Source organism: Persicirhabdus sediminis (assembly GCF_016595495.1).
Taxonomy (GTDB): Bacteria; Verrucomicrobiota; Verrucomicrobiia; order Verrucomicrobiales; family Akkermansiaceae; genus Persicirhabdus; species Persicirhabdus sediminis.
On the sequence record NZ_JAENIM010000039.1, the window covers coordinates 247,206 to 268,361 of the forward strand.

The 21,156-nt window shown below is 47.7% G+C and carries 16 protein-coding genes; 12 read left to right on the forward strand and 4 right to left on the reverse strand.

Going from position 1 to position 21,156, the window contains the following annotated elements:
* The first annotated feature begins 145 nt into the window (after positions 1–145).
* The 4 genes from JIN82_RS08595 to JIN82_RS08610 are packed head-to-tail and all read left to right on the forward strand — an operon-like array spanning position 146 to position 6,588.
* On the forward strand, positions 146–805 hold the full coding sequence (locus JIN82_RS08595) for a TetR/AcrR family transcriptional regulator (RefSeq protein ID WP_234041873.1): 660 nt from the start codon (positions 146–148) through the stop codon (positions 803–805).
* Positions 798–2,192: an efflux transporter outer membrane subunit gene (locus JIN82_RS08600; protein ID WP_200311223.1), complete on the forward strand. Its 1,395-nt coding sequence runs from the start codon at positions 798–800 to the stop codon at positions 2,190–2,192. Before JIN82_RS08595 ends, JIN82_RS08600 begins: the two co-directional genes overlap by 8 nt.
* Entirely contained in the window at positions 2,189–3,385 is a 1,197-nt protein-coding gene (locus JIN82_RS08605; RefSeq protein ID WP_200311224.1) for an efflux RND transporter periplasmic adaptor subunit, read from the forward strand. The genes JIN82_RS08600 and JIN82_RS08605 overlap by 4 nt, the downstream gene beginning before the upstream one ends.
* Positions 3,386–3,387: 2 nt before the next feature.
* On the forward strand, positions 3,388–6,588 hold the full coding sequence (locus JIN82_RS08610) for an efflux RND transporter permease subunit (RefSeq protein WP_200311225.1): 3,201 nt from the start codon (positions 3,388–3,390) through the stop codon (positions 6,586–6,588).
* Positions 6,589–6,651: 63 nt separating this feature from the next.
* On the opposite strand, the gene JIN82_RS08615 is transcribed toward JIN82_RS08610, so the two are convergent.
* Complete coding sequence (locus JIN82_RS08615; RefSeq protein WP_200311226.1) at positions 6,652–8,040, reverse strand: sulfatase; 1,389 nt, start codon at positions 8,038–8,040, stop codon at positions 6,652–6,654.
* 319 nt (positions 8,041–8,359) lie between these two features.
* Here JIN82_RS08615 and JIN82_RS08620 point away from each other — a divergent pair, with 319 nt between their 5' ends.
* Together JIN82_RS08620 and JIN82_RS08625 are read left to right on the forward strand one after the other, a co-directional pair.
* The gene (locus tag JIN82_RS08620; protein ID WP_200311227.1) at positions 8,360–9,253 is read left to right on the forward strand and encodes an IclR family transcriptional regulator domain-containing protein; all 894 of its coding nucleotides are present in this window, start codon (positions 8,360–8,362) and stop codon (positions 9,251–9,253) included.
* An 83-nt stretch (positions 9,254–9,336) separates the two neighbouring features.
* On the forward strand, positions 9,337–11,586 hold the full coding sequence (locus JIN82_RS08625) for a glycoside hydrolase family 3 N-terminal domain-containing protein (protein ID WP_200311228.1): 2,250 nt from the start codon (positions 9,337–9,339) through the stop codon (positions 11,584–11,586).
* Between the two features lie 6 nt (positions 11,587–11,592).
* Here the strand turns inward: JIN82_RS08625 and JIN82_RS08630 are convergent, their stop codons facing one another.
* The 3 genes from JIN82_RS08630 to JIN82_RS08640 all read right to left on the reverse strand — a co-directional run bounded on the left by JIN82_RS08630 (position 11,593) and on the right by JIN82_RS08640 (position 13,790).
* Entirely contained in the window at positions 11,593–12,528 is a 936-nt protein-coding gene (locus tag JIN82_RS08630; protein WP_200311229.1) for a type I phosphomannose isomerase catalytic subunit, read from the reverse strand.
* Between the two features lie 92 nt (positions 12,529–12,620).
* Complete coding sequence (locus JIN82_RS08635; RefSeq protein WP_200311230.1) at positions 12,621–13,076, reverse strand: EF-hand domain-containing protein; 456 nt, start codon at positions 13,074–13,076, stop codon at positions 12,621–12,623.
* A 225-nt stretch (positions 13,077–13,301) separates the two neighbouring features.
* The gene (locus JIN82_RS08640; protein WP_200311231.1) at positions 13,302–13,790 is read right to left on the reverse strand and encodes an EF-hand domain-containing protein; all 489 of its coding nucleotides are present in this window, start codon (positions 13,788–13,790) and stop codon (positions 13,302–13,304) included.
* 392 nt (positions 13,791–14,182) lie between these two features.
* Here JIN82_RS08640 and JIN82_RS08645 point away from each other — a divergent pair, with 392 nt between their 5' ends.
* From JIN82_RS08645 to JIN82_RS08670, 6 genes are all read left to right on the forward strand, one after another.
* Positions 14,183–15,073, forward strand: coding sequence for a phosphatidate cytidylyltransferase (locus JIN82_RS08645; RefSeq protein WP_200311232.1), 891 nt, complete (start codon positions 14,183–14,185; stop codon positions 15,071–15,073).
* Positions 15,064–16,239: a 1-deoxy-D-xylulose-5-phosphate reductoisomerase gene (locus JIN82_RS08650; protein ID WP_200311233.1), complete on the forward strand. Its 1,176-nt coding sequence runs from the start codon at positions 15,064–15,066 to the stop codon at positions 16,237–16,239. Before JIN82_RS08645 ends, JIN82_RS08650 begins: the two co-directional genes overlap by 10 nt.
* A 35-nt stretch (positions 16,240–16,274) precedes the next feature.
* Positions 16,275–17,117, forward strand: coding sequence for an Hsp33 family molecular chaperone HslO (locus JIN82_RS08655; RefSeq protein WP_234041874.1), 843 nt, complete (start codon positions 16,275–16,277; stop codon positions 17,115–17,117).
* A 72-nt stretch (positions 17,118–17,189) separates the two neighbouring features.
* A complete protein-coding gene (locus JIN82_RS08660) occupies positions 17,190–17,759 on the forward strand; it encodes a protein tyrosine phosphatase family protein (protein WP_200311234.1) in 570 nt (189 codons plus the stop codon).
* Positions 17,760–18,144: 385 nt separating this feature from the next.
* Entirely contained in the window at positions 18,145–19,224 is a 1,080-nt protein-coding gene (locus JIN82_RS08665; RefSeq protein WP_200311235.1) for a hypothetical protein, read from the forward strand.
* A gap of 79 nt (positions 19,225–19,303) precedes the next feature.
* On the forward strand, positions 19,304–21,145 hold the full coding sequence (locus JIN82_RS08670; RefSeq protein WP_200311236.1) for a hypothetical protein: 1,842 nt from the start codon (positions 19,304–19,306) through the stop codon (positions 21,143–21,145).
* The last annotated feature ends 11 nt before the right edge of the window (positions 21,146–21,156 follow it).

Genomic DNA, 21,156 nt, shown 5'->3' on the forward strand with positions numbered 1-21,156 from the left:
GCTAGAGATGAATGATTGAGACGAAAATTCAACCTCTTATTCGTTCAATCTAATGGGCTTGTTATCTAGCATTAGTGGGTTTAAAGCACGTGCTTGAAGTTTCAGCTTGAATGCTCTGTCAGGGGGATTTAAGCACTTGCTTGAGATGTGTGAGCTGATCGATACACCGAGCCAGTCAACTAAGGGGCAAATCCTTGATGCTCTGGCTGAGTTGGTCGCTGAAAAAGGTTTTGAGACAGTCTCTTTGCGCGATATTACAAACAAAGCGCGAGTGAATGTAGCCGCCGTTAATTACCATTTTGGCAGTAAGGATAAGTTAGTTGATTGCCTAGTAGCGCGTTGCATTCAGTTGGTGAATAGTGAGCGAATACGCTTGCTCGATCTCGCTGAAAGTCAGCTTGCTGATGGGCCACTTGATTTGGATATCGTGCTCGATGCCTTTTTTCGTCCATTTTATAGTCAAGTTTCAGGTGAGTCGTGCAGCTTGAACCTATACGCCAAGCTGATGGGGCGAATGATTAGCAATTTCCACGAAGGGCTTCCTGAGGAAGTTGTGCCGCAATTTCAGGAAACGGCTGCTAGGTTTACTCAGGCCCTTCAGTTAGCTTTGCCAGATGTGCCAGAGGAGTCGATTATTTGGGGGCTGCATTTCAGTTACGGGGCGATGGCGCACACATTGGTATATGGATCGGTGCTCAAACAAGTTAGCCATGGGCGCTCAGGCACCCCAACAGATGAGGAAGTTTTACAGAAAATGATCGAATTTTGTCGTAAGGGCTTAGAAGGAGGTGCACAGCGTGCGTAGAGGTCAATTATGTTTGTTGAGTGTTGGCATCGGTATTTCTCTGGCAGCATGCTCAGCAACGGCTCCCGAGGCTCGCATTGATTCTGAGCTAGAGTTTGCTCCGAGTATCTGGTCAGCTCGTAAAGAGGCTAATACGCCAGTCGACCATGATTGGGTGAAAAGCTTTGGCGATGCGAGTCTGAGTAAGTTAGTGAATGAAGCTCTAACGAAAAACCCTGACATGACCGTCGCTGCTGAACGCCTAGTTCGTGCTCAAATTGCAGCCAATGTCGCTGGAGCTGGAGGACGTCCAGAGGTGACTCTCGGTGCTAGCGGCAACAAACAAGAGCTAGGTGGTATGGGGTTTGGGCGTCCTGAAAGTTATGGCGTTGATCTAAATGTTGGTTGGGAGCCAGACATCTGGGGACGCTATCGCAAAGAGCAGTCTGCAGCGATTGCCGATGCGCAAGCTTCTCAGCAGCAGTACCGTGCTGCTAGGTCTTCTCTAGCAGCTCAAGTTTGTAAAGCATGGTTTGCTCTTGCTGAGTCTAACCAGCAGGTGAAGCTAGCGGAGGAAGCATTGAAAACCTATGAGAGTACACAAAGCTCAATTCAGGACCGCTTCGAGCGCGATATGCAGGCTGAGGGAGGGTCGGCATCGCAGCTTCGTTTATCACAGACAGATGTAGCTACAGCGAAAGCTGAGTTATCTGCTAGGAAGTCTGATAGGGAAATGGCGCAGCGTCAGCTCGAGTTGATTGTTGGTCGCTATCCAGCTGGCAAAGAGCAAGGGAAGGTGAAGTTACCTAAAGTGCCAAAACAGGTTCCAGCAGGACTTCCGTCTGAGCTACTGTTGCGGCGGCCAGATATCATCAGCGCGGAACGACAGTACGCAGCGGCTGGAGCTAGAGTTAGAGAAGCTGAGTTAGCTGTCTATCCAAGTTTTCGCCTGACCGGCTCTAGTGGGTTTTCGTCTAGTGAGCTAGGTAATGTGATCAATAGTGATATGGGCGTGTGGTCGTTAGGCATCGGGGTGACCCAGTACCTTTTTTCTGGTGGCCGTATCTTGGGCGAAATTAATAGCCGAAGATCTGTTGATAGAGAGGCCGCTGCTCAGCTACACCGTACCGTTTTGCAGGGATTTGCTGAGGTTGAGCAAGCCTTAGCGATGGAGAAATGGCTCGCTCAGCGTGAGCGCGACATTAACGAGGCATTTGAGTTAGCCGCTGAGGCATCGCAAGCTGCTGAAGATGATTTTAGAGATGGCAATGGTGATGTGTTAACTTTGTTTCTAGCACAAAACCGCAAGATTGTCTTGAATACGCAAGTGGTTTCGATTCGCCGCTTACGCCTAAATAACAGAGTCGATTTGCATTTAGCCCTTGGGGGAGGATTTTATATCAAATGAGTGAGGAAGAAATTGTAGAGTCAACCCACAAGCTGCGGACATGGGTGAGTGTATTACTCGGGCTGATCGTGCTGGCCATAGGAGCTGGGATAATGCTGTACCTGTTCGCCAATGGACCAGTAGCTAGCAAAAAGGAAGATGAAGTTGTTCTGCCCAGTGTCGAGGTGATAGAGGTCTTGCCTCAGGCCAAACAGATCTGGATCAAAACTCAGGGTAAAGTTCAGCCAAAGCGAGTCACTCAGGCAGCTGCAGAAGTAGCTGGTAGAATTACCTATGTGGCCGATAGATTTGAGGCTGGTGGATATTTTGCAAAAGGTGATGTGCTTTTGAAAATTGATCCCAGCGACTATCAATCAGCGCTGGCTGATGCGCAGGCAAATTTAGCACAGAGTAAGTTGTTGTTAGCACAAGAGCAAGCTAGGGCTGAACAGGCAGTGCGCGACTGGGCTAAGTTAGGTCGCGGTCGTGAGGCCTCAGACCTAGTACTGAGAAAACCCCAGCTGGCCGCAGCAGAAGCGGGCATACAGTCTGCTGCTGCCTTAGTCCAGCTGGCTGAGAATAATCTATCAAGAACTGAATTGAAGGCACCATACGACTGCCGAATCGACGCTACTTATATCGACTTGGGTTCCTATGCCGCACCAGGCGCTCGTCTAGCGGATTTGCATTCGTCAGATGATTTTGAGATTCGCCTGCCTATCACATTGAGCCAATATGGATTTTTAGACCTCGACGGCGATAGTGTGGAAGGTTCTGAAATTGTAGCGAGTTCGATGGTCGCAGGAAGGCACGTTGAGTGGCCTGGAACTATCGTTAGGGGTGAAGGAAAAGTGGATCCAAGCACCATGACTTTACACTTAGTCGCTAAGCTCAAGGCAAATACGACGGCTGCCTATAGAGAGTTTAGATTTCCCCCGGTTGGCATGTTCCTTCAGGTTCAGCTGCGAGGAGGCATGATGGAGCGCGCTGTGGAAATCCCGAGACAGGCAGTACGCGATGGCGATGTGGTCTACATTGTAGACGGTGATGGTGTATTGGATATTTTGCCAGTCAAATTAATCCGAGTGATGCGTGAGTCAGTTTTGATTGAGAACCCATTGCCAGCTGGAGCTCAACTCATTATCAGCCCGATGGACTCTCCCGTGCGCGGCAGTAAAGTGCTCATTAGGACAGCAGAGGATAACCCGCAATAGACATGGAAAAAGCGATTCATTGGTTTAGCAAAAACCACGTAGCAGCCAATTTTTTGATGTTGGTTGTCTGTCTAGCTGGGTTTACTACTTGGTTTAAACTGAGTAAAGAGATCTTCCCCGAGCTGGAGTTAGATGCGGTATTGATACAGGTACCATTTCCAAATGCCACACCAGCGGAAGTAGAAGATGGTATTATTCTACCTATCGAAGATGCGATTGCAGATGTCGATGGGGTCAAAAGGATCACCGCGACGGCGACAGAATCGTTGGGTGCTGTGACGGTCGAAGTGGATCTGGGTTATGAAGTTAGAGACGTCATGACCGACCTGAAAAGTAAGGTTGATGCGATTGATAATTTTCCAGATAATGCTGAGAAACCTGTGCTGGAGGAGGCTACTCTAGACATCCAGGTCATGAGTGTAGCAGTTTCTGCTGATGTGGATGAGAAGACGCTGCGTCGCTTTGGCGAGGAAATTCGCGATGGTCTGTTGGACTACCAAGCGCCAGACCCGAAAGGGATTAAAGAGAGATTCTTGCGCATGTTGCAAGGAAAACCAAAGATCACTAAGGTCGAGTTAGCTGCAGTTAGGCCTTACGAAATATCTATTGAAGTTTCAGAAGATACTCTACGCAGTCACCAACTAACGATTCAGCAAGTGGCCGATGCCGTTCGCCGATCTTCATTAGATTTGCCGAGCGGGTCCATACGTACGACGGCGGGAGAGGTTGTCATTAGAGCGCGGGGCAAACGATACGAAGGGCAAGCATTCCGCGACATCATCGTGGCGACCAAGGATGACGGCTCAGAGCTACGCTTGCATGAGGTGGCTGAGGTGATTGATGGATTTGAGAATGTCGATCTATCAGCTAGATTTGATGGCAAAAATGCAATTGTGCTTAACGTCTACCGGACGGCTGGCCAAGATACTTTGGTGGTTGCTGATGCCATTAGGGATTATGCCAAAAATGTGGCGCCAAAGAGTTTACCTGAAGGTGTGACGGTCGAGCTTTGGAATGACGCTAGCAAACACTTACAGGGGCGACTCGAGTTGCTAGGTCGCAATGGCGGAACTGGTCTTGTGTTAGTTTTTGTGGTGCTGGCCATGTTCTTGCGCCCGAGCTTGGCGTTTCTAGTAGCTTTGGGGATTCCAGTTTCTTTTGCTGGAGGTATCTGGATGATGCCGCATATGGATGTCTCTATCAATATGATCTCCTTGTTTGCCTTTATCTTGGTGTTGGGGATCGTGGTTGATGATGCCATTGTCGTTGGCGAAAATGTCTATAGTCGTATTCAGTCTGGTGAGCACCCGCAGATTGCCAGCTGGAAGGGGACGCAGGAGGTCGGTGTGGTAGTGACATTTGGTGTACTAACTACGATGATGGCATTTACTCCAATGTTAGGGCTAAGTGGGGTGAGCGGGAAAATTTGGCCGAATATTCCACTGGTGGTTATACCTACCTTATTTTTCTCACTGCTGCAGTCGAAGTTTGTTTTACCGGCACATCTAGCTACTTTGCGTCCGCGTGATGTTAATCGCAAACACGGACTCATTACTCGCGTTCAGCATCGCATTGCTGATGGCCTTGAATGGGCGGTAGCTCATTTTTACAAACCGGTATTGCACCTTTGCTTGCAGTTTCGGTATTTTGTTTGGGGTGGCTTCATTGCTCTCTTCTTGTTAGTAGCAGGTTTGGTTGGCGGTGGCTGGGTCCCATTTGAGTTCATGCCAAAGGTGGAAGGTGATGTTGTTTCAGCAAAGTTAGAGCTGCCTAATGGTGTTGCTTTTGAATATACCGAAGAGGCTGTGAAAAAGATGGAAGCAGCCGCAGTTAAGGTTGGAAATCGTTTCACCGATAGAGAGGGGAACCCTGTGTTAGTTCACTGTCTAGCGAGTGCTGGTACCCAGCCGTTTCTAGCTGGATTTGGCGCCGGGCGCATTCCTCTAGGCAGTCATTATGGAGAGGTCACACTTGAGTTAGTTCCAGCTGCAAATAGGGATATCAGCGCGGACGAATTTATTGTTGCGTGGCGTGATGAAATTGGGGGGATTCCTGGTGTTGTCGAATTGAGCTTCAAGCAAGAGACTGGTTCTGGCGGCAACGCTATTGACGTGGAAATTTCTGGGCGAGATTTGAAAACGCTTAATGAAGCTTCGGAGTTTATGTTAGCCAAGCTCAACGATTACGTTGGAGTTAAAGATATAACAAGTGATAGCCGAGTTGGTAAACAAGAGGTCGTCTACGAGGAATTAACACCAACGGGTCGTTCTTTAGGTTTCCGTCTATCCGATGTGGCTAATCAACTGCGCCAAGCTTTCTATGGTGACGAGGTTCAGCGCATTCAGCGCGGGCGCGACGAGGTGAAAGTGATGGTTCGCTACCCAGAAGCTGAGCGCAAATCGCTAGAAAATCTGGACGAAGTTAGGTTGCGTACAGTGAATGGTGAAGAGATTCCATTAGAAGAGGTGGCGATTGGTTCACCTGAGCGTGGTCCAGCTGCGATTCATCGAGTTGACCGCAAACGAGCAATCAAGATCAGTGCGGACGTCGATCGTTCAGTAGCTAATGCCAACGAGATTATGGGCTTATTTACAGAAGAGGTGCTCGATCAGCTAGATGATCTCTATCCGGGCGTAGCTTGGGATTATCTTGGTGAGCAAAAGGATCAACGAGATAGCGTTTCAGAGATGAGCCAGAAATTCATTCTAGCTCTGATAGGCATTTATGTGCTGATGGCTATCCCGCTGCGATCCTACATTCAGCCAATGATTGTGATGTGTGTGATTCCATTTGGTATCGTTGGCGCTGTTGCTGGTCACATCATCATGGGGCTGGATTTGAGTATCATGTCTATGTGCGGCATTGTCGCGCTGGCTGGGGTTGTGGTGAATGATTCACTGGTGTTAGTGGAATATGTTAATCGTCATCGAAATGAGGAAAAGTCGATAGTTGACGCAATTAGGCATGCTGGCGTTAGACGTTTCAGACCTGTGCTATTAACGTCACTAACGACGTTTGCTGGCCTGATTCCAATGCTGTTGGAAACTGATATGCAAGCTCGTTTCCTAATCCCTATGGCGGTATCCTTGAGTTTTGGAATCCTATTTGCCACGGCGATTACGCTGATTCTTGTACCTTGTTCGTATTTCATTTTGGAGGATTTCAAAAAGATGTTTTTGCAAGAGAAGTCTCCAACTGAATAAGGTGTATTCTATACAAAAAAAACCAGCTAGCGGTGAGCTAGCTGGCTTTTGAGATTGTGAAAGTTAGTGTTTTTGGTGATGCCCGTCGCCTGTGTAGACAGGAATAAGCTGGTCGAGTTCTTCTACCACTTTTTGATACTCGGGGTTATTGGCTAGATTGACCCATTCCTTGTAATCATTGTTGTGATCGTAAAGTTCAGCTGATCCATCTCGGTATTTTATGTAGCGATAGCGGTCGGTTTGGACGGCGTGGTTATTGCCGCTATAAGTGGTTGTGATTCCTTTGCGCACACTTTCAGCTGGCTTTTTCATCAGTGGAGCCAAGCTGATGCCTTCGAGTTTGTCATTGGCTGGTAGACCAGCTAGCTCAACCAAAGTTGGATACATGTCTATCAGTCCAACAGGAGAAGTGTTCTTTTGTCCGCCTTTATGATTAGGCGCTTTAATAATGAGCGGCACGTGTGATGAACGTTCCCATAGACTATGTTTCTGAGTGATACCTTTTTCCCCAAGATGATAGCCGTGGTCTGACCAAAAGATAACAATGGTATTGTCTTTATATTTGCTGCTTTCTAGGGCGTTTAAGACTTCGCCGACGTAGTGGTCGGCAAATGTAATGGAGGCAAGGTAAGCTTGCACCATGTTAGGCCATTGCTTTTCTTTGATCAGCCAGTCGGTCTGCGGCATTCCGTGGTAGAGGTTTACTTTTTTCGACATCTCAGGCACGTCGTCGAGCTCGTTAGGTGAGTAGGGAGGTAAGGTTAGTTTTTCTGGATCAGGATAGAAATCGAACCATTTTTTAGGCACAAACCATGGGACGTGCGGGCGGATAAATCCAACCATGAGGAGGAATGGTTTGTCGTGATCTTCTTGTAATCTATCGATAGCCCATTTGGCAGCTTTGTAGTCACTCATTCCCTCGTCACTTTCTGGATAGGCACCCCAGTCAGTGATGGTGAATCTGCTTTTGAAATTAAGGCTATCATTTTTGTTGGGGAGTCTACCCCAGTCGCCTCGTCCGCCCGACATATCCACCGAACCTTTTGGCACGTGTTTGTGCATGATTTTTCCCACAGCCATGGTTTTGTAGCCGTGGTCGCGGAAATACTCGTGCATTAGTCTTGAGCCCATTTTGTTAGCCTTCTTGGCGACGACGTCGTCGCTGACTTGGGTCATCACATCTATGGTGGATGAATACATGCTAGTCATGATGCTGGCACGCGACGGCCCGCAAATTGGATTCTGGCAGTGAGCCTGAAGGAAAACAGTGCCTTCGCTGGCTAGCTTGTCGATGTTAGGGGTGATGACGTCTGGATTCTTCCCTGTGTAGCCGAGCCAGTCGTTCATATCGTCGGCTGATATGAATAAGATATTGGGCCGTTGTTCAGCAGTGGCTGGCTGAATGAGCATGGGACTGATGATGGTGGCTGCAGTGAGGATGAGTGATTTCATAAATGGCTCAGTCAGTTAGTTGGTCTCTTGGTTTTTTGATCTATTTATTAGTGCTGTGAGCAGGGGGCTGATAGATGATGCGATGGCTCGTGGGTGGTTTCTTCTTCAAGCCAATCAGTAAGTTGTCATTAGCAAACTTTTGTACGCATAGGGATGATTAAATTGTTTTTATCATCAAAACTGTGGAATCGTGCCAATACTGGTAGAATCTGTTTTTAAGCGGTTGTTTTGACATTTGTGAGAAATATCACCAGCGGTGTCAAAAACCACTGGTTCGATGAAATAAGGCGCAGAGCATCACGTAATTTATATGATAAGTATGAATTCACGTGATGCACAGAAGGTTTTGGCTGCCTCAGTAGACCTGTTGAACAATCTCTCTACGGAGACGCATCTAACGACGGCTTTGGCTAGATATTCACCAGATGATTTGGAGGCAAAAACAATCCACTCGATTAAGGGGACACAAGTGTTCAACTTCACCCTCGAGGTTGGGTGTGTGATTCCTTTGCACGCTTCAGCACCTGGCAAAGCGATGCTCTCAAAGATGACTCATAGTGAGCTAGAGCAGCAATTTGCGGTGATGAAGCTGGAGAGGTATACAGATACCACGATAGTGGAAACTCCAGGTTTGGCGCAAGAGATCGCTGGTGATATCAAGCGCGGATTTTCTGTCGATCTAGGTGAAAACCTGATCGGGGTAAATTGTGTTTCATGTGCATTTCGCCATCCTAAAACTCAGAGCCTATATGCCGTATGGGTGACAGGTTTGAGCATTAACATTCCTCAAAGTGAATTTGCTAGCTTGGCGATGAAGGTGCAATCATGCATTCACCAGATCGTTAAGCGTCTGGAAGATTCTGAGCTGAATCAAGGCGACTTCGCCGCGATTATCGTGCAACGCGCCAAGGATAACCTTCAGGCTGATCTGAATAAAAATATTCAGATGAAGTCGTTTGCTGAAGACGTGTTAGGCGTGGGCTATTCTTGGTTTAGAAAGAAGTTTAAACTGATGACAGGTACGAGCCCTAACCAGTACTTGCTAGATCTTAAAATGGAAAAAGCACGTACCTTGCTTGAGCAAACTGAACTCAGTGTTAAAGAGATCAGCCACAGCCTTGGTTATGATTCACAAGATTACTTTTCAGCTCAGTTTAAGAAAAAGCACCATGTTTCGCCGTCAGGTTTTCGTGAGAGCTTAGCTGTGAAATAATCAGTTTTAGCGACGTAGATTCGTTGTTTTGCCATGGCTAAAGGTGTCGATTCACGGTTTTTTGTGGTCGAATAAGTACTGATGTGTCTAATAGCCAGATGCGTAAGTTGTCTGGTCTAGGTATATCTTTGTATTTTGGATGCGTTCTGCTGCCCATAGCCGCGCTTGGAAATGATGCTGTTAATCATGAGGCTAAGATTGATGCCTTGATAGAAAAGATGACTCTGGCTGAAAAGTTAGGTCAGCTGACATTATATTCTAGCAAGTGGGGGAATACGGGGCCGCTTGAGGGAGATGGCTATGTCGATGAAGTTCGCAATGGTGAATGCGGCAGTTTGCTAACCGTTCCAGCTGTTCGGTTTGCTAAGCCATTACAAAAACTCGCGATTGAGGAGACACGGCTAGGTATTCCACTGATGTTTGGTTATGATGTGATTCACGGGTATGAGACGATTTTTCCAATCCCTCTAGCGGAAACATCCAGCTGGGATCTTGATTTGATAGAACAATCGTCGCGAGTCGCAGCTGAGGAAGCCGCTGCGAGCGGGATTAACTGGGTTTACGCGCCCATGGTAGATGTTTCGAGAGACCCGCGATGGGGGCGAGTAGCTGAAGGATCAGGTGAGGATGTCTATCTAACTAGCCAGGTGGCAAAAGCAAAAGTGAGGGGATTTCAAGGGGGCGATCTAGCTGGAAATAATACGGTAGCAGCTTGTGTGAAACATTTTGCTGCTTACGGCGCGGCGCAAGGCGGGCGCGATTACCACACAGTTGATGTGTCAGAGAGGGTTTTGCGTGAGACCTACCTGCCTCCATTTAAGGCGGCGATTGATGCTGGGGCGAAAAGTATCATGACTTCATTTAATGAGGTCGATGGTGTTCCAGCTACTGGTTCCAGCATGTTGCTAGAAAAAATCTTGCGAAACGAGTGGGGGTTTGATGGCGTGGTAGTTACTGATTACACCTCTATCAATGAGATGGTTGCACATGGCGCTGCGCACAATGATAAACAAGCTGCACAAATGGCCATCGAGGCTGGAGTCGATCTTGATATGGTCGGAGCGAGTTTTATTAATTATTTGCCAGACTTAATAAAAGAAGGCGCTGTGAGTGAGGAGTTGATTGATGATTCCGTGCGACGGGTTCTGCAGTTGAAATTTGAGTTAGGTTTATTTGATGACCCGTATCGATACCTTGATGAAGCTAGAGAGAAGGCGACTTTGCGTAAGCCTGAGCATTTAGAAGCTAGTTATCAAATGGCTTTGAAATCAATGGTTTTGCTTAAAAATGATGCCAATCGACTGCCGCTGAATGAGTCGTTGAATATTGCGTTAGTGGGGCCACTGGCTGATGCGAAGTTAGATTTGCTAGGAACCTGGAAAGCTCGTGGTCAGGCGGAGCATACAGCGAGTATTAAAGATGCCTTTGATCAGCGCTTAGGTGAGGGTGCTTATGTTTATGCATCTGGCTGTTCGGCTGAGAGTGATTCTCTAGCTGGGATTGCTGAAGCAGTTAGGATGGTGCAGCGGTGTGATGTGGTGGTGCTTGCACTTGGTGAACCGTCGTGGATGAGCGGCGAGGCAGCTAGCCGGAGTAATCTAGATTTGCCGGGGAGCCAGAAAGCTTTGGTTAATGCAATTGCCGCCACTGGGCGTCCAGTGGTTTTGGTTTTGCTGAATGGACGTCCGCTAACGATTGCGCAAGAAGTGGCGCAGGTAGATGCGGTTTTGGAGGCCTGGCACCCTGGATCGATGGGGGCAAAGGCAGTGGTAGATACTTTGTTTGGTGATTCTAACCCGTCAGGGAAATTGCCGATGAGCTTTCCTCGCAATCTCGGGCAGGTGCCCATTTTTTACGATCAAAAGAATACTGGGCGACCGTTTATCGAGGGAAAAACACATGCCAAATATTCATCAAAATATTTAGATGTTAGTAACTCTCCACTGTTTCCCTTTGGTTTTGGTCTAAGCTATACTACCTTCGAGCTAGCTAACATGAAGCTGGATGGTAAGCAGATGAAGCCGGGTGGGAGTGTAGGTGTCTCAGTGCAAGTAATGAATTCTGGTGAATATGACGGCGAAGAAGTTGTTCAGCTATATATTCGCGATCGAGTGGCAAGCGTGACACGTCCAGTAAAGCAGTTGAAGGGATTCAAAAAAGTGCAGGTGAAACAAGGTGAGCAGCTAGAGGTGAAGTTTACTCTAACTGAGGAAGATTTGGCTTTTCTGCGCCGCGATATGAGCTGGGGCGTGGAGCCGGGGTGGTTTGATGTATTTGTGGGAGCTAACTCGCGAGATACATTACAAGCTGAGTTTGAGTTGCTAGCCGATTAGGGTCGGCTAGCTAGGGATGTAGCTTTGAATGATAGTAGATTTTTCTGTAGCGGTTAGATTGCTTTCGCCTTTGCTGATGAGAGCAAAATCTCCCGGCTGATAGGTATTGCCGTCGGCGTCTTTCAGCTGGCCCGTGACTACGGCGATGATGGAAAATCTATCTGATGTTGGATTGCCAATTTCAGCGGATTTTTCCAGTTCGTATTGATCGACCACAAAATGTTCGCATGAGGCAATGGTATTTCCCTGCGCTTCATCCATGCTTGGCTCGATGTCTTCGAAGTCGATGCAGGCCATTGATTGTTCGACATGAAGTTCTCTAGGTGCGCCGTCTAAGCCGACACGGTTCCAATCAAAAACTCGGTAGGTGGTATCGGAGTTCTGTTGGATTTCAAAAATTAACAGACCTGCGCCAATGGCGTGTAAGCGTCCTGATGGGATGAAAATTGAGTCACCTTGTTTTGGGGTGATGGCGTGAACGGCTTGATCTACGGTGCCATTGTTAATAGCCGCCTGAAAATCTGCTTTGCTGATATTTTTTTTCAGGCCGACGTAGAGTTTGGCTTCTGGGCTGGCTGCGGCGATGTACCACATTTCAGTTTTTGGTTCGCCGCCTAGTTGATCGGCCACCGCACAGGGTGGGTGAACTTGGATGGATAGATCGTCTCTAGCATCGAGGATTTTAATCAGCAGCGGGAACCTATCGATTTGGTCAAATCCAGAGCCAAAGATTTCTTCTCGTGAATTTGTCCACAGATCGTGCAGTGATTTTCCAGCTAGAGGTCCCTTGGCCACCACTGTCTGCTCATCTTCACGATCACAAATTTCCCATGATTCACCGTAGGGTGAGGATTTGTCGGGGAGCTCACGTTGATAGACTTTTTCTAGCTCGCGTCCGCCCCAGACTCTTTGCATGTAGAGCGGTGAAAATTTGATAACCATAAGGCTGTATACAATGTGGCAGCTTGCTAACGCACGCAAAAAAATGCGCACACTAAAATTTTAGTGCACGCATGAGAATGGGTTAGTTTGGCTTAGCCTTGTGGTACTTTTGGGCCATTTTTGAAGCGCTCAAAGTTCATCGCCATAATGAATGCACGCTCAGGCATGTTGTCTCTGGTCCAAGCGCGAGCTTTGCGCTGCTCTTTGCCTTCGAGTTTACCATTGCCGTCTTCGTCGAACTTTTCGACCATCATCTTGCGGTGAGATTGTTTCATGGCTTTAAATTCATCGGCATCGAGGTCACCAGAGCCAGATTTATCAAATTCTTTGATGAGCGCTTGGTACTCTTGGTTGAGCGCTCTGCGCAGAGCTGTACGTTCATCGCTACTCAGCACGCCGTCACCGGATTTGTCGTATTTGGTCAAGAGCCCAACAGGGATTGCTTGTTTATTGTTGCCTTTGTTCGCGTTGTTTCCCTGTGCATTTACTGCAAATGAGCTGGAGAGAACGAAGGCTGCGCAAAGTAGGATTGTGGATGTGAATTTCATGATCTTGGATTATGTACTTAATCGAGTTAAGTTTGCATAGATCGGCTGCTGCGCAAGGGAGATTGGTGCGATTGCTGGCGTTTTTGTTATACAACCATATGATTTTCAATGTGCTTAAACATTTGCGCCAGCTAGCTCGTCAGCTGGTGGCGCAAAAAAAGCCGAAGCAAATAATTTGCTTCGGCTTGGGGAATGTTGATTGTGTAATCGGAGTGCAGCTAGCTGTTATTCGTCAGCTGATGGTCTTTGACCTTTACCGCCTTTGCCACCCTTACCACCGCGAGGGCCTTTTTTGCCTCTGCCCATCATTGGGTAGTTTTCTTGCATCCATGCTCTGGCTTCTTTGCGTTCTTCTTCGCTGAGTTTGCCATCGCCATCGGCGTCGAATTTCGCAAGCATTTGAGCTTCGACATCTGCACGCATTGCTTTGCGCTCTTCTTCGTCAAGTTTGCCGTCTTTGTTGGTGTCGTATTTCTCGAGCATCTCAGCGCGACGAGCTTCCATGTCTGCTCTCATAGCAGCTTTTTCTTCGTCGTTGAGTTTGCCGTCACCGTCTTTGTCGTATTTGGCAATGAGGTGAGGTGGTGGGCCTTTAGGGCCTCCTTTGCCACCAGCGCCTGGGCGCTTTGGTTTATCGTCTTGTGCGCTGAGCATTGCGCATGAGAGTGAGGCTACAGCAAGTGAAGCTACGATTGTTTTGATATTTGTTTTCATATGCAGGTATGGTTCTCGTTAGTTGTATAATTTTTATAAAAAACCAATGAGTGGCTGATGGGTGCAGCTAAAACGATAATGATTAGTTCGTGGCTAAGCTGGCAATAGGCTGCTTCCCTGCATCATTGGTTACCATGTATTCAAATGAGGAAACCCGCTGCAGCTAGTAGAGTTGCACAAATTTAGATATTTTTCGAATGATTGTTTACTAGCGGCTTCGGTTTGTAGTTAAAAATGAGTGCTTAGGATGTTTACTAAATGTAACTAGACGGGTGTTTTGTTGTTGGGCTGAGCAATTTGCTATGGGGATAATTTTCTATCGGCTAGAAATGAGAAGAAATGTCATTGCCAAGTTGGGGGGTAGCGGGTTTGGATAGTGCAGATTTCAGTTTATGACTAAGGGAAAAGAAAAAAGCAAAGCGAGGGTCTTCGCCGATCGTCTATTGAGCACCGTGATTCTCTGGGCGATTGTCACTGCAGTTTTCTTGAGTGACCAGCCGGTGGCCTTTGCGGTCATGGTCGTCGCTTTGTCGATGTTAGCTTTGAAGGAATATTACACCATGGTGCGCGACGGAGGGTTGAGCGCGCAGCCTAAAATTGGCATGGTCTCGGCGCTGATTTATCTAGGTGCTATTTCTTACTTGTTGGTGAATTCTGGCGGAGCCGCTCTTGATCGGGTCGGTCAGCTGGATGCTATTGCGGTGTGTTTTGTAGCGATGGCATCATTTTTATGGCAGCTGCGCCAGAGTGTAGAAAAACACAAAACGCTGAATGAGGTAGCGTTGACTTTGCTAGGTTTCATCTACATCCCCGTGATGTTCAGTTTTGTTTTGCGTCTGCTGTTTTTGCCTGAGGGGGAAAGCATGGTTCCCGGAGCGGTATTAATTTTATGGCTGGTGGCTGTGACTAAGTTCACCGATATGGGTGCCTATGTAACGGGCTCATTGATTGGGAAAAATAAGATGATTCCACATATCAGCCCAGCGAAGACCTGGGAAGGCATCGCTGGTGGTGTATTTTTTGCCCAGCTGGCTGGCTGCGGGTTGTTTTACTTTTTCCCTGAGCAGCTGGAGGTACTTGGTGGCTGGCCACAGGTGATTGGTTTTGTATTTGTTTTGGCCTTCTTGGCTGTGGTTGGGGATTTGGCCGAATCCGTAGTGAAGCGTGCTTTGGAGATTAAAGATTCAGGTCATACGCTGCCGGGCATTGGCGGTGTGCTTGACTTAATTGACAGTATTTGTTTCACCGCCCCAGCACTGTATTTTCTGATTATATGGCTATAAAAAAAGTGGTTTTACTCGGCTCGACCGGATCCATTGGAACGAGTACGTTGAAGGTGGCGCAAGGAGTGCCTGAGGAAATGGAGCTGGTGGCACTGGCCGCGCACTCGAGTGTGGCCAAGCTAGCCGAGCAGGTGGCTGAGACTGGTGTCAAACACGTAGCTATTTACGATCAAAGTAAGGAAGCGGAGCTGCGCTCGCTGGTAGCTGACGATGTAGCCGTTTATTCTGGTCCTGAAGGATTGTTGACCCTTTCGCGTCTGGCTGAAGCCGATATGGTGCTGGTCGCTATTGTCGGCACAGCTGGTTTGCATCCCGCTCTGGCGGCTATTGAAGCTGGGAAAGATCTAGCTGTAGCGAGCAAGGAAATCCTTGTGATGGCTGGCGAGATTGTCATGAAGGCTGCTAGTGATGCCGGTGTGAATGTGCTGCCTGTGGACAGCGAGCATAATGCTATTTTCCAATGCCTAGACGGTCACCGCGGTGGTCCTGAGGAAGTTTCTCGTCTCATCCTCACGGCATCTGGTGGACCATTTAGAAATCTTCCAGCTGAGAAACTCAAAGAGGTGACTCTGGCGCAAGCGCTGAAGCATCCAACATGGGAAATGGGCCGCAAAATCACTATCGATTCATCCACTCTATTTAATAAGGGGTTGGAGATGATTGAGGCGCGCTGGTTATTTGGCATAGAAATGGATCGCATTGACGTGATTGTTCACCCGCAGAGCATCATCCATTCGATGGTGGAATTTGTGGACAATAGCGTGCTGGCTCAGCTGAGCACCACGGATATGTGTTTCCCTATTCAATATGCGATCACCTGGCCAGCTCGCGTAGCTGGTGGACTCAAGCCGCTCAATTTTGCCGAACTGGCAAAGTTGGAGTTTGAGCAGCCTCGATATGATGATTTCCCTGCACTGAATCTAGCTCGCCGAGCTGGCAACGAAGGTGGCACACTGCCAGCTGTGTACAATGCAGCCAATGAGATTGCCGTTGATGCCTTCTGTGACGGTCGCATCGGCTATACGGAAATTTGGGGCACAGTGATCAAGGTGATGGACGCTCATGTTGTCCAGCCAGCTGATTCATTAGACGTATTGATAGAAGCGGATGCTTGGGCTAGATCTCAGGCAGAGGCAGAAATCGTCACATTTCAGCAAAATTCGTGATTGAAAATTGCTAAATCACGCACAAGTTCATCGCCATGAGCAACGATCAATTGCAGCAAGAGCCAGTCGCCGAATATACTAAGGTGGAGTCCATCTTTGTGCGTCACCGCAACTGCCTCATGCTAAAAGGCCAGTTCACGCCAATTTTCACTGATTATTACCTGCACCTCCTCGACCTCAAAGAAGAGCATAAAGAGAACCTCGATACCGCTCTAAAGGATCTGCTGGCAGTGCTTACCTTGCACCTGACATCTCGCCCGTGGGCTGAGACTCACGCGTGGACGGTAAACCTACGTGCGCCGCGGGTGAACTTTTTTGCCACAGGTAGCAGCGTAAACGAAAATATCGTTGGCAAGGTGTTCACTAAGGATGTGCGCGAGCCAGATCGCAACTTGCTCTACGCGCAAGTCATCGACCGCGACAAAGGTGGTGACCCGCAGCTCAGTACCGTTGAGGTGCCTGAGCTCGATCCGTGTCGCTGGGTGGAAGCCTACTACGAGCAGAGTGATCAGCGTCCAGCTAGATGTTTCAAAATGCCTAACGAAGAGTACGTGCTCATCGCTGCTCAGCCAGACTTTGATGAAGAATGGCTCAACGAGTTAGACGAGGAAAAAGTAGCTCAGCTTCTCCAAGTAGAGGAGACCAAGGTGCTAGAAACTCGTAAATACAAATTCGAATGTGGCTGCAGTATCGAGCGCATTATGCCGGGCTTACTCGGCTACAAAGATAAACTCGACGAGTTGTTCCAAAATGACGACCAACTCGCAGTGAATTGCCCACGCTGTGGCACCAAGTATGAACTCACTCGTGAGCTGATCCTCGACTTCGCCAAGCGCGTCGAAGAAGCCAGAAAACAAGCTGAAGGTGGTAAATCCTAATCTCTTGGTAGATTAGAGATAGTCGACTTTTGCGCTGGCAGCTGGTGGGTGTTTTGGTCTAATGTGATAGACATGAAATGCCCATTTGCTTGTTATTTATTTTCGGCGACTTTGTTATTCAGTGTCTCTTGTTCAGATCAGACAAATGAGGCAGCAGACGTAGTGGCGCCTGACGATTCACAGGCCGCCGCCGAGCGTGACGCCATCATGAATCTAGGCATTAAGATGTTAGTTCATCCAGCTGAGAATGTCTATTCGGGTGGCCAACCGACCAGCGATCAACTTGACCAATTAGCTAAACTTGGCGTCAAACAAATCATCAACCTGCGGCCAGCTGGTGAAATGGAGTGGGATGAACTTACTCATGCCGAAGTGCTAGGTATAGATTATGTTAGTATTCCAGTAGCTGGGAAAGAAGACATTAGCGTAGAGAATGCCAAGAAGTTTGTAGCTGCCCTAGAAAAGCATAAAGGGGAAATAAGTTTTGCTCACTGCGCTAGCGGCAATCGCATCGGCGCGTTGATGGCCATGCACGCTGGTAAGGTAGAAGGCAAATCTAGCGACGAAGCCATCGCCATCGGCAAACAATGGGGCATGACTCGATTAGAGCCAGCTGTGCGTGAATTGCTGGCTGGTGACTAGCTGCTGATAGCTGCCGTTAGTGGTCTTTATTTAAGTATCGTTATTTAAGTCTGCACAGTGTGCAGACTTTTTTTGTGTGTGATAGGTTTGCTTGGCAGAGAGCCTATCTTTCCCTTTGTTTGGTGGGGTTTGCGATATCTATCTATTGTGATTGAGCAATCTATGCGTTGATTAACTAGCTATTGAATCTTGACTAAACCAAGCACTTGTTTAGTTGTGGGGCGAACCGTTAAGTTTGGTTATACACTCATTTTAGATTTTATATCTATTTGCTAGGTTAGTAATTCATTAGAGATGCTGATCCATCACAGGTGTCATAGCGAAACAAATCATAATGGCTTCAGCAAATCCCGTAACGTATCCCACCATTAACAAACTCACAACCATGACCTTCCTACCCGAAGATAGTCTTACAAAGAAGTTTTGTGCCCCCATGATTTCCCTATTTGTAGGTCTGTCATGTTATATTCAGTCGGCGAATGGTCAAACTGGTGATTCACCTGAAGGTAACGGCCCGTTCACCACACAAGAGATCGCGCTGAAAAAAGGATGGAATGCGATCTATCTGGAGCTTGAGCCAATCAACAATCAACTCAACGAGGTTTTCGCTGGAACACCTATCGAAATTGTATCGGCGTATAGTCGTCCGGTTACTGCGATGGAGTTTATTGATAGCCCTGACGAGATACTGCCAGATAGAAAACATTGGAATGTTTGGTATGCTCCTAGCAGGGAAGATGCGGTATTTTCCAATCTGAGTGTGCTGCAAGCGCATCATTGTTATTTGGTCTTCTCTAACGAAGCTTACGATTTGAATATCAAGGGCGCTGCATTTTTTGGAAATGCCCAGTGGCATCCCAATGCATTCAACTTTGTAGGTTTTCCTATTGATTCCGCAGGGAAGCCAACCATGACTCAGTTTTTTGATAGTGCGTTAGCCCAGTCTGAGTTGAAGATATATACTCTCAAGCAGGGGAACTGGGTATTAGTTACCCAGCCTAGTGCGGAGATGATTGAACCTAATACCGCGTACTGGGTTTACAGCGATGGCGCGTCTGATTTCACTGGGCCAATTAAGGTCGACTTCAATGATAGTAGTCGTGGCGGCATGGTTTATAATCAGAATGTTAGCTCCAAAGAGCTGGTTTTGAAAAATGTATCTTCTTTCCCTCAGTCGCTTACTCTTTCATTGGTTCATGGTGAGTCAGGCCAACTTCCCGTTTCTTATCTCGTGCGCAGCCTCGGCAGCGTCGATCAACCTATTGAGGTAGTGGCTCAGCCACTAAATGATGACTTATCGATTGGGCCCGTTGAGCCCGGCGCTTCGTTTAAGCTAAACTTACAGGTTGATCAGGAACTTATTTCTTCGGCTGTGACAAGTGCAACTTTGTCTATCACTTCAACTGCTGGCCAGCGGATAGATATCCCCATGGTTTCTCTACGCAGTGATCTGGTCACCGAGTGATTCGCAAAAATTAAGTCATCACCATCCACCCCTAACTAGCTAACTACTGTCTGCATTGGACACATCAATTGCCTAAAAGATGATCAAACGTTTACAAAAACTAACTCTATCTACCGCTATCCTAGCGGGAAGTAGCTCCGTTCTATCAGCAGGTCACCCTTCGCAAGGTTTGTGGGTTGGAGAGGTTACTTTAAATGCTGTAAATGAGGCAACCGGTGCCGTGGGGGACTCTAATACTTATGAATTTAGTGACCCTGAGTTTACCACTGCTACTTCAGATAATGCCTATCTCCGTCTGATTCTACACGTTAATGGTGCTGGCCAGGTAAGCTTGCTCAAAAGTGTGGCCGTAGTTGATGGCGTGAACGGATCATTATTGCTAACAGATCCTAATCTTTACGCCTCACATACTGGCATAGGGAAACGCATTGCCTCAGCTTTCTATGACTTTAGTGACCAGAAGGCAGTTCTGGCGGTTGAAGAACTGATCGATGCTTCTACTGATGCCGCTGTAGCTGGAGCTATCGCTGGCAAAACATTAAGCGCAATTGGAACTGACACCCAGAACGCGGTTGATGATGTGGTTGGTGAGGCCGATGTAGACAAGGCTTATCTTGATAGAGGTACCGGCGCTTCATCTTTCATAACGGATCATTATTTCAGCCTCACGGAAGCACAACAGATTGCTGACGAAGTAGCACGTCTGATCCATACTGCGACAAAAACTTCAGCTGATATCCCAGCTGATGAAACGGTGACTAACTTTTTTCCAGCTGATCCATTAGGTGGAAATTTTGCTGCTGTGGTAGCTACAGCTAGGAACTTGCGTGATGCATCATCATTCTACGGTGACCCGCGTCCTGTTGAGGCTATCGTCCAGCTGGTTAAATCTGCAGCGGCTGCAGTTGATGATGCTCCAGACGGTGCAGATCTAGCGACTAAACAAGAGCTCGCACGCAATGCGGCTGAAGATGCTAGACATAATGCGGCTGATGTTACCGAAGCCTATAACCGCTTCATAGCTGGTGATACATTTGCTACTGTGCAAGCTGAACTTTCTGATCTGGCGGTTGAGGCAGCTTTGATTGCGCATGCTCGCGGCGGTGATGAGGCTCAAATTGCTAGTGAGGTTAGAGCTAGTCTGATTGCTGCTGATGCCATTGCACCAGCTTACACAGAGGCAACTACTTTGCTGAGTGAGTCTCTATGGGGTGATGGACGGAGTGGTGATGCGCTAGATTTATTAGTGGATGCTGCAGCGAACACATCTGCCGCTCAGGTGATCATCTCACAGGAAATTATTCTGCTTAAAGAAGTTGTTGATGATGCTATTGTTAGCGCTGCTGAGTTAGTAGAATTTGCTCCTGTATTTGCGGCGGCACCATCATCTGACTATACAGGTTTTGTGACCGCATCTGAGTATTCTGCGGCCGCCAATACAGCAGCGCAAGAAGCCGCATCTGAGGCTCATTTCCAATACAATGCTGGAGTTACTGATCAAGACGATCTTAGCTACCTGACTAATCTTGCGGTAAAAAAAGCACTGCTAGATATCCGCAATACAGCTGCAGCATTACCTCAGGATACGATTTCATTAGATGGCGACTTGCTGCCAAGTAGTGTGCTGAGTGGCACCATTCATTTGCCCGCGTTAGCTCCAACGAACCCCTTCATGCATCGTCGTCACCCTGATCATACTGAAGGGTACGATATTCAGCGCGCTCTAACTCTTACGGTAGCTAGCTCGGATGAATCCACATTTAGTTCAGCTGGTTATGGTGTGAGTGTGATTACCGGAACCTACGAAGAAGAGATTTTCGGCTTACATAAGTTACTTGGTCCTAACCAGGATGTTGGATTGAAGACGGCAGGCTCATTTATTCTCAATCGAATTTCCTTTGTTGATAGCCTGAACTATTAAGCCTGTTTTTT

Bases quoted from the DNA above. Each gene is read 5' to 3' on its own strand.
- JIN82_RS08595 (WP_234041873.1), top strand. From the start codon at position 146: ATGTGTGAGCTGATCGATACACCGAGCCAGTCAACTAAGGGGCAAATC.
- JIN82_RS08605 (WP_200311224.1), top strand. From the start codon at position 2,189: ATGAGTGAGGAAGAAATTGTAGAGTCAACCCACAAGCTGCGGACATGG.
- JIN82_RS08610 (WP_200311225.1), top strand. From the start codon at position 3,388: ATGGAAAAAGCGATTCATTGGTTTAGCAAAAACCACGTAGCAGCCAAT.
- JIN82_RS08615 (WP_200311226.1), bottom strand. From the start codon at position 8,040: ATGAAATCACTCATCCTCACTGCAGCCACCATCATCAGTCCCATGCTC.
- JIN82_RS08620 (WP_200311227.1), top strand. From the start codon at position 8,360: ATGAATTCACGTGATGCACAGAAGGTTTTGGCTGCCTCAGTAGACCTG.
- JIN82_RS08630 (WP_200311229.1), bottom strand. From the start codon at position 12,528: ATGGTTATCAAATTTTCACCGCTCTACATGCAAAGAGTCTGGGGCGGA.
- JIN82_RS08635 (WP_200311230.1), bottom strand. From the start codon at position 13,076: ATGAAATTCACATCCACAATCCTACTTTGCGCAGCCTTCGTTCTCTCC.
- JIN82_RS08640 (WP_200311231.1), bottom strand. From the start codon at position 13,790: ATGAAAACAAATATCAAAACAATCGTAGCTTCACTTGCTGTAGCCTCA.
- JIN82_RS08645 (WP_200311232.1), top strand. From the start codon at position 14,183: ATGACTAAGGGAAAAGAAAAAAGCAAAGCGAGGGTCTTCGCCGATCGT.
- JIN82_RS08650 (WP_200311233.1), top strand. From the start codon at position 15,064: ATGGCTATAAAAAAAGTGGTTTTACTCGGCTCGACCGGATCCATTGGA.
- JIN82_RS08655 (WP_234041874.1), top strand. From the start codon at position 16,275: ATGAGCAACGATCAATTGCAGCAAGAGCCAGTCGCCGAATATACTAAG.
- JIN82_RS08660 (WP_200311234.1), top strand. From the start codon at position 17,190: ATGAAATGCCCATTTGCTTGTTATTTATTTTCGGCGACTTTGTTATTC.
- JIN82_RS08665 (WP_200311235.1), top strand. From the start codon at position 18,145: ATGACCTTCCTACCCGAAGATAGTCTTACAAAGAAGTTTTGTGCCCCC.
- JIN82_RS08670 (WP_200311236.1), top strand. From the start codon at position 19,304: ATGATCAAACGTTTACAAAAACTAACTCTATCTACCGCTATCCTAGCG.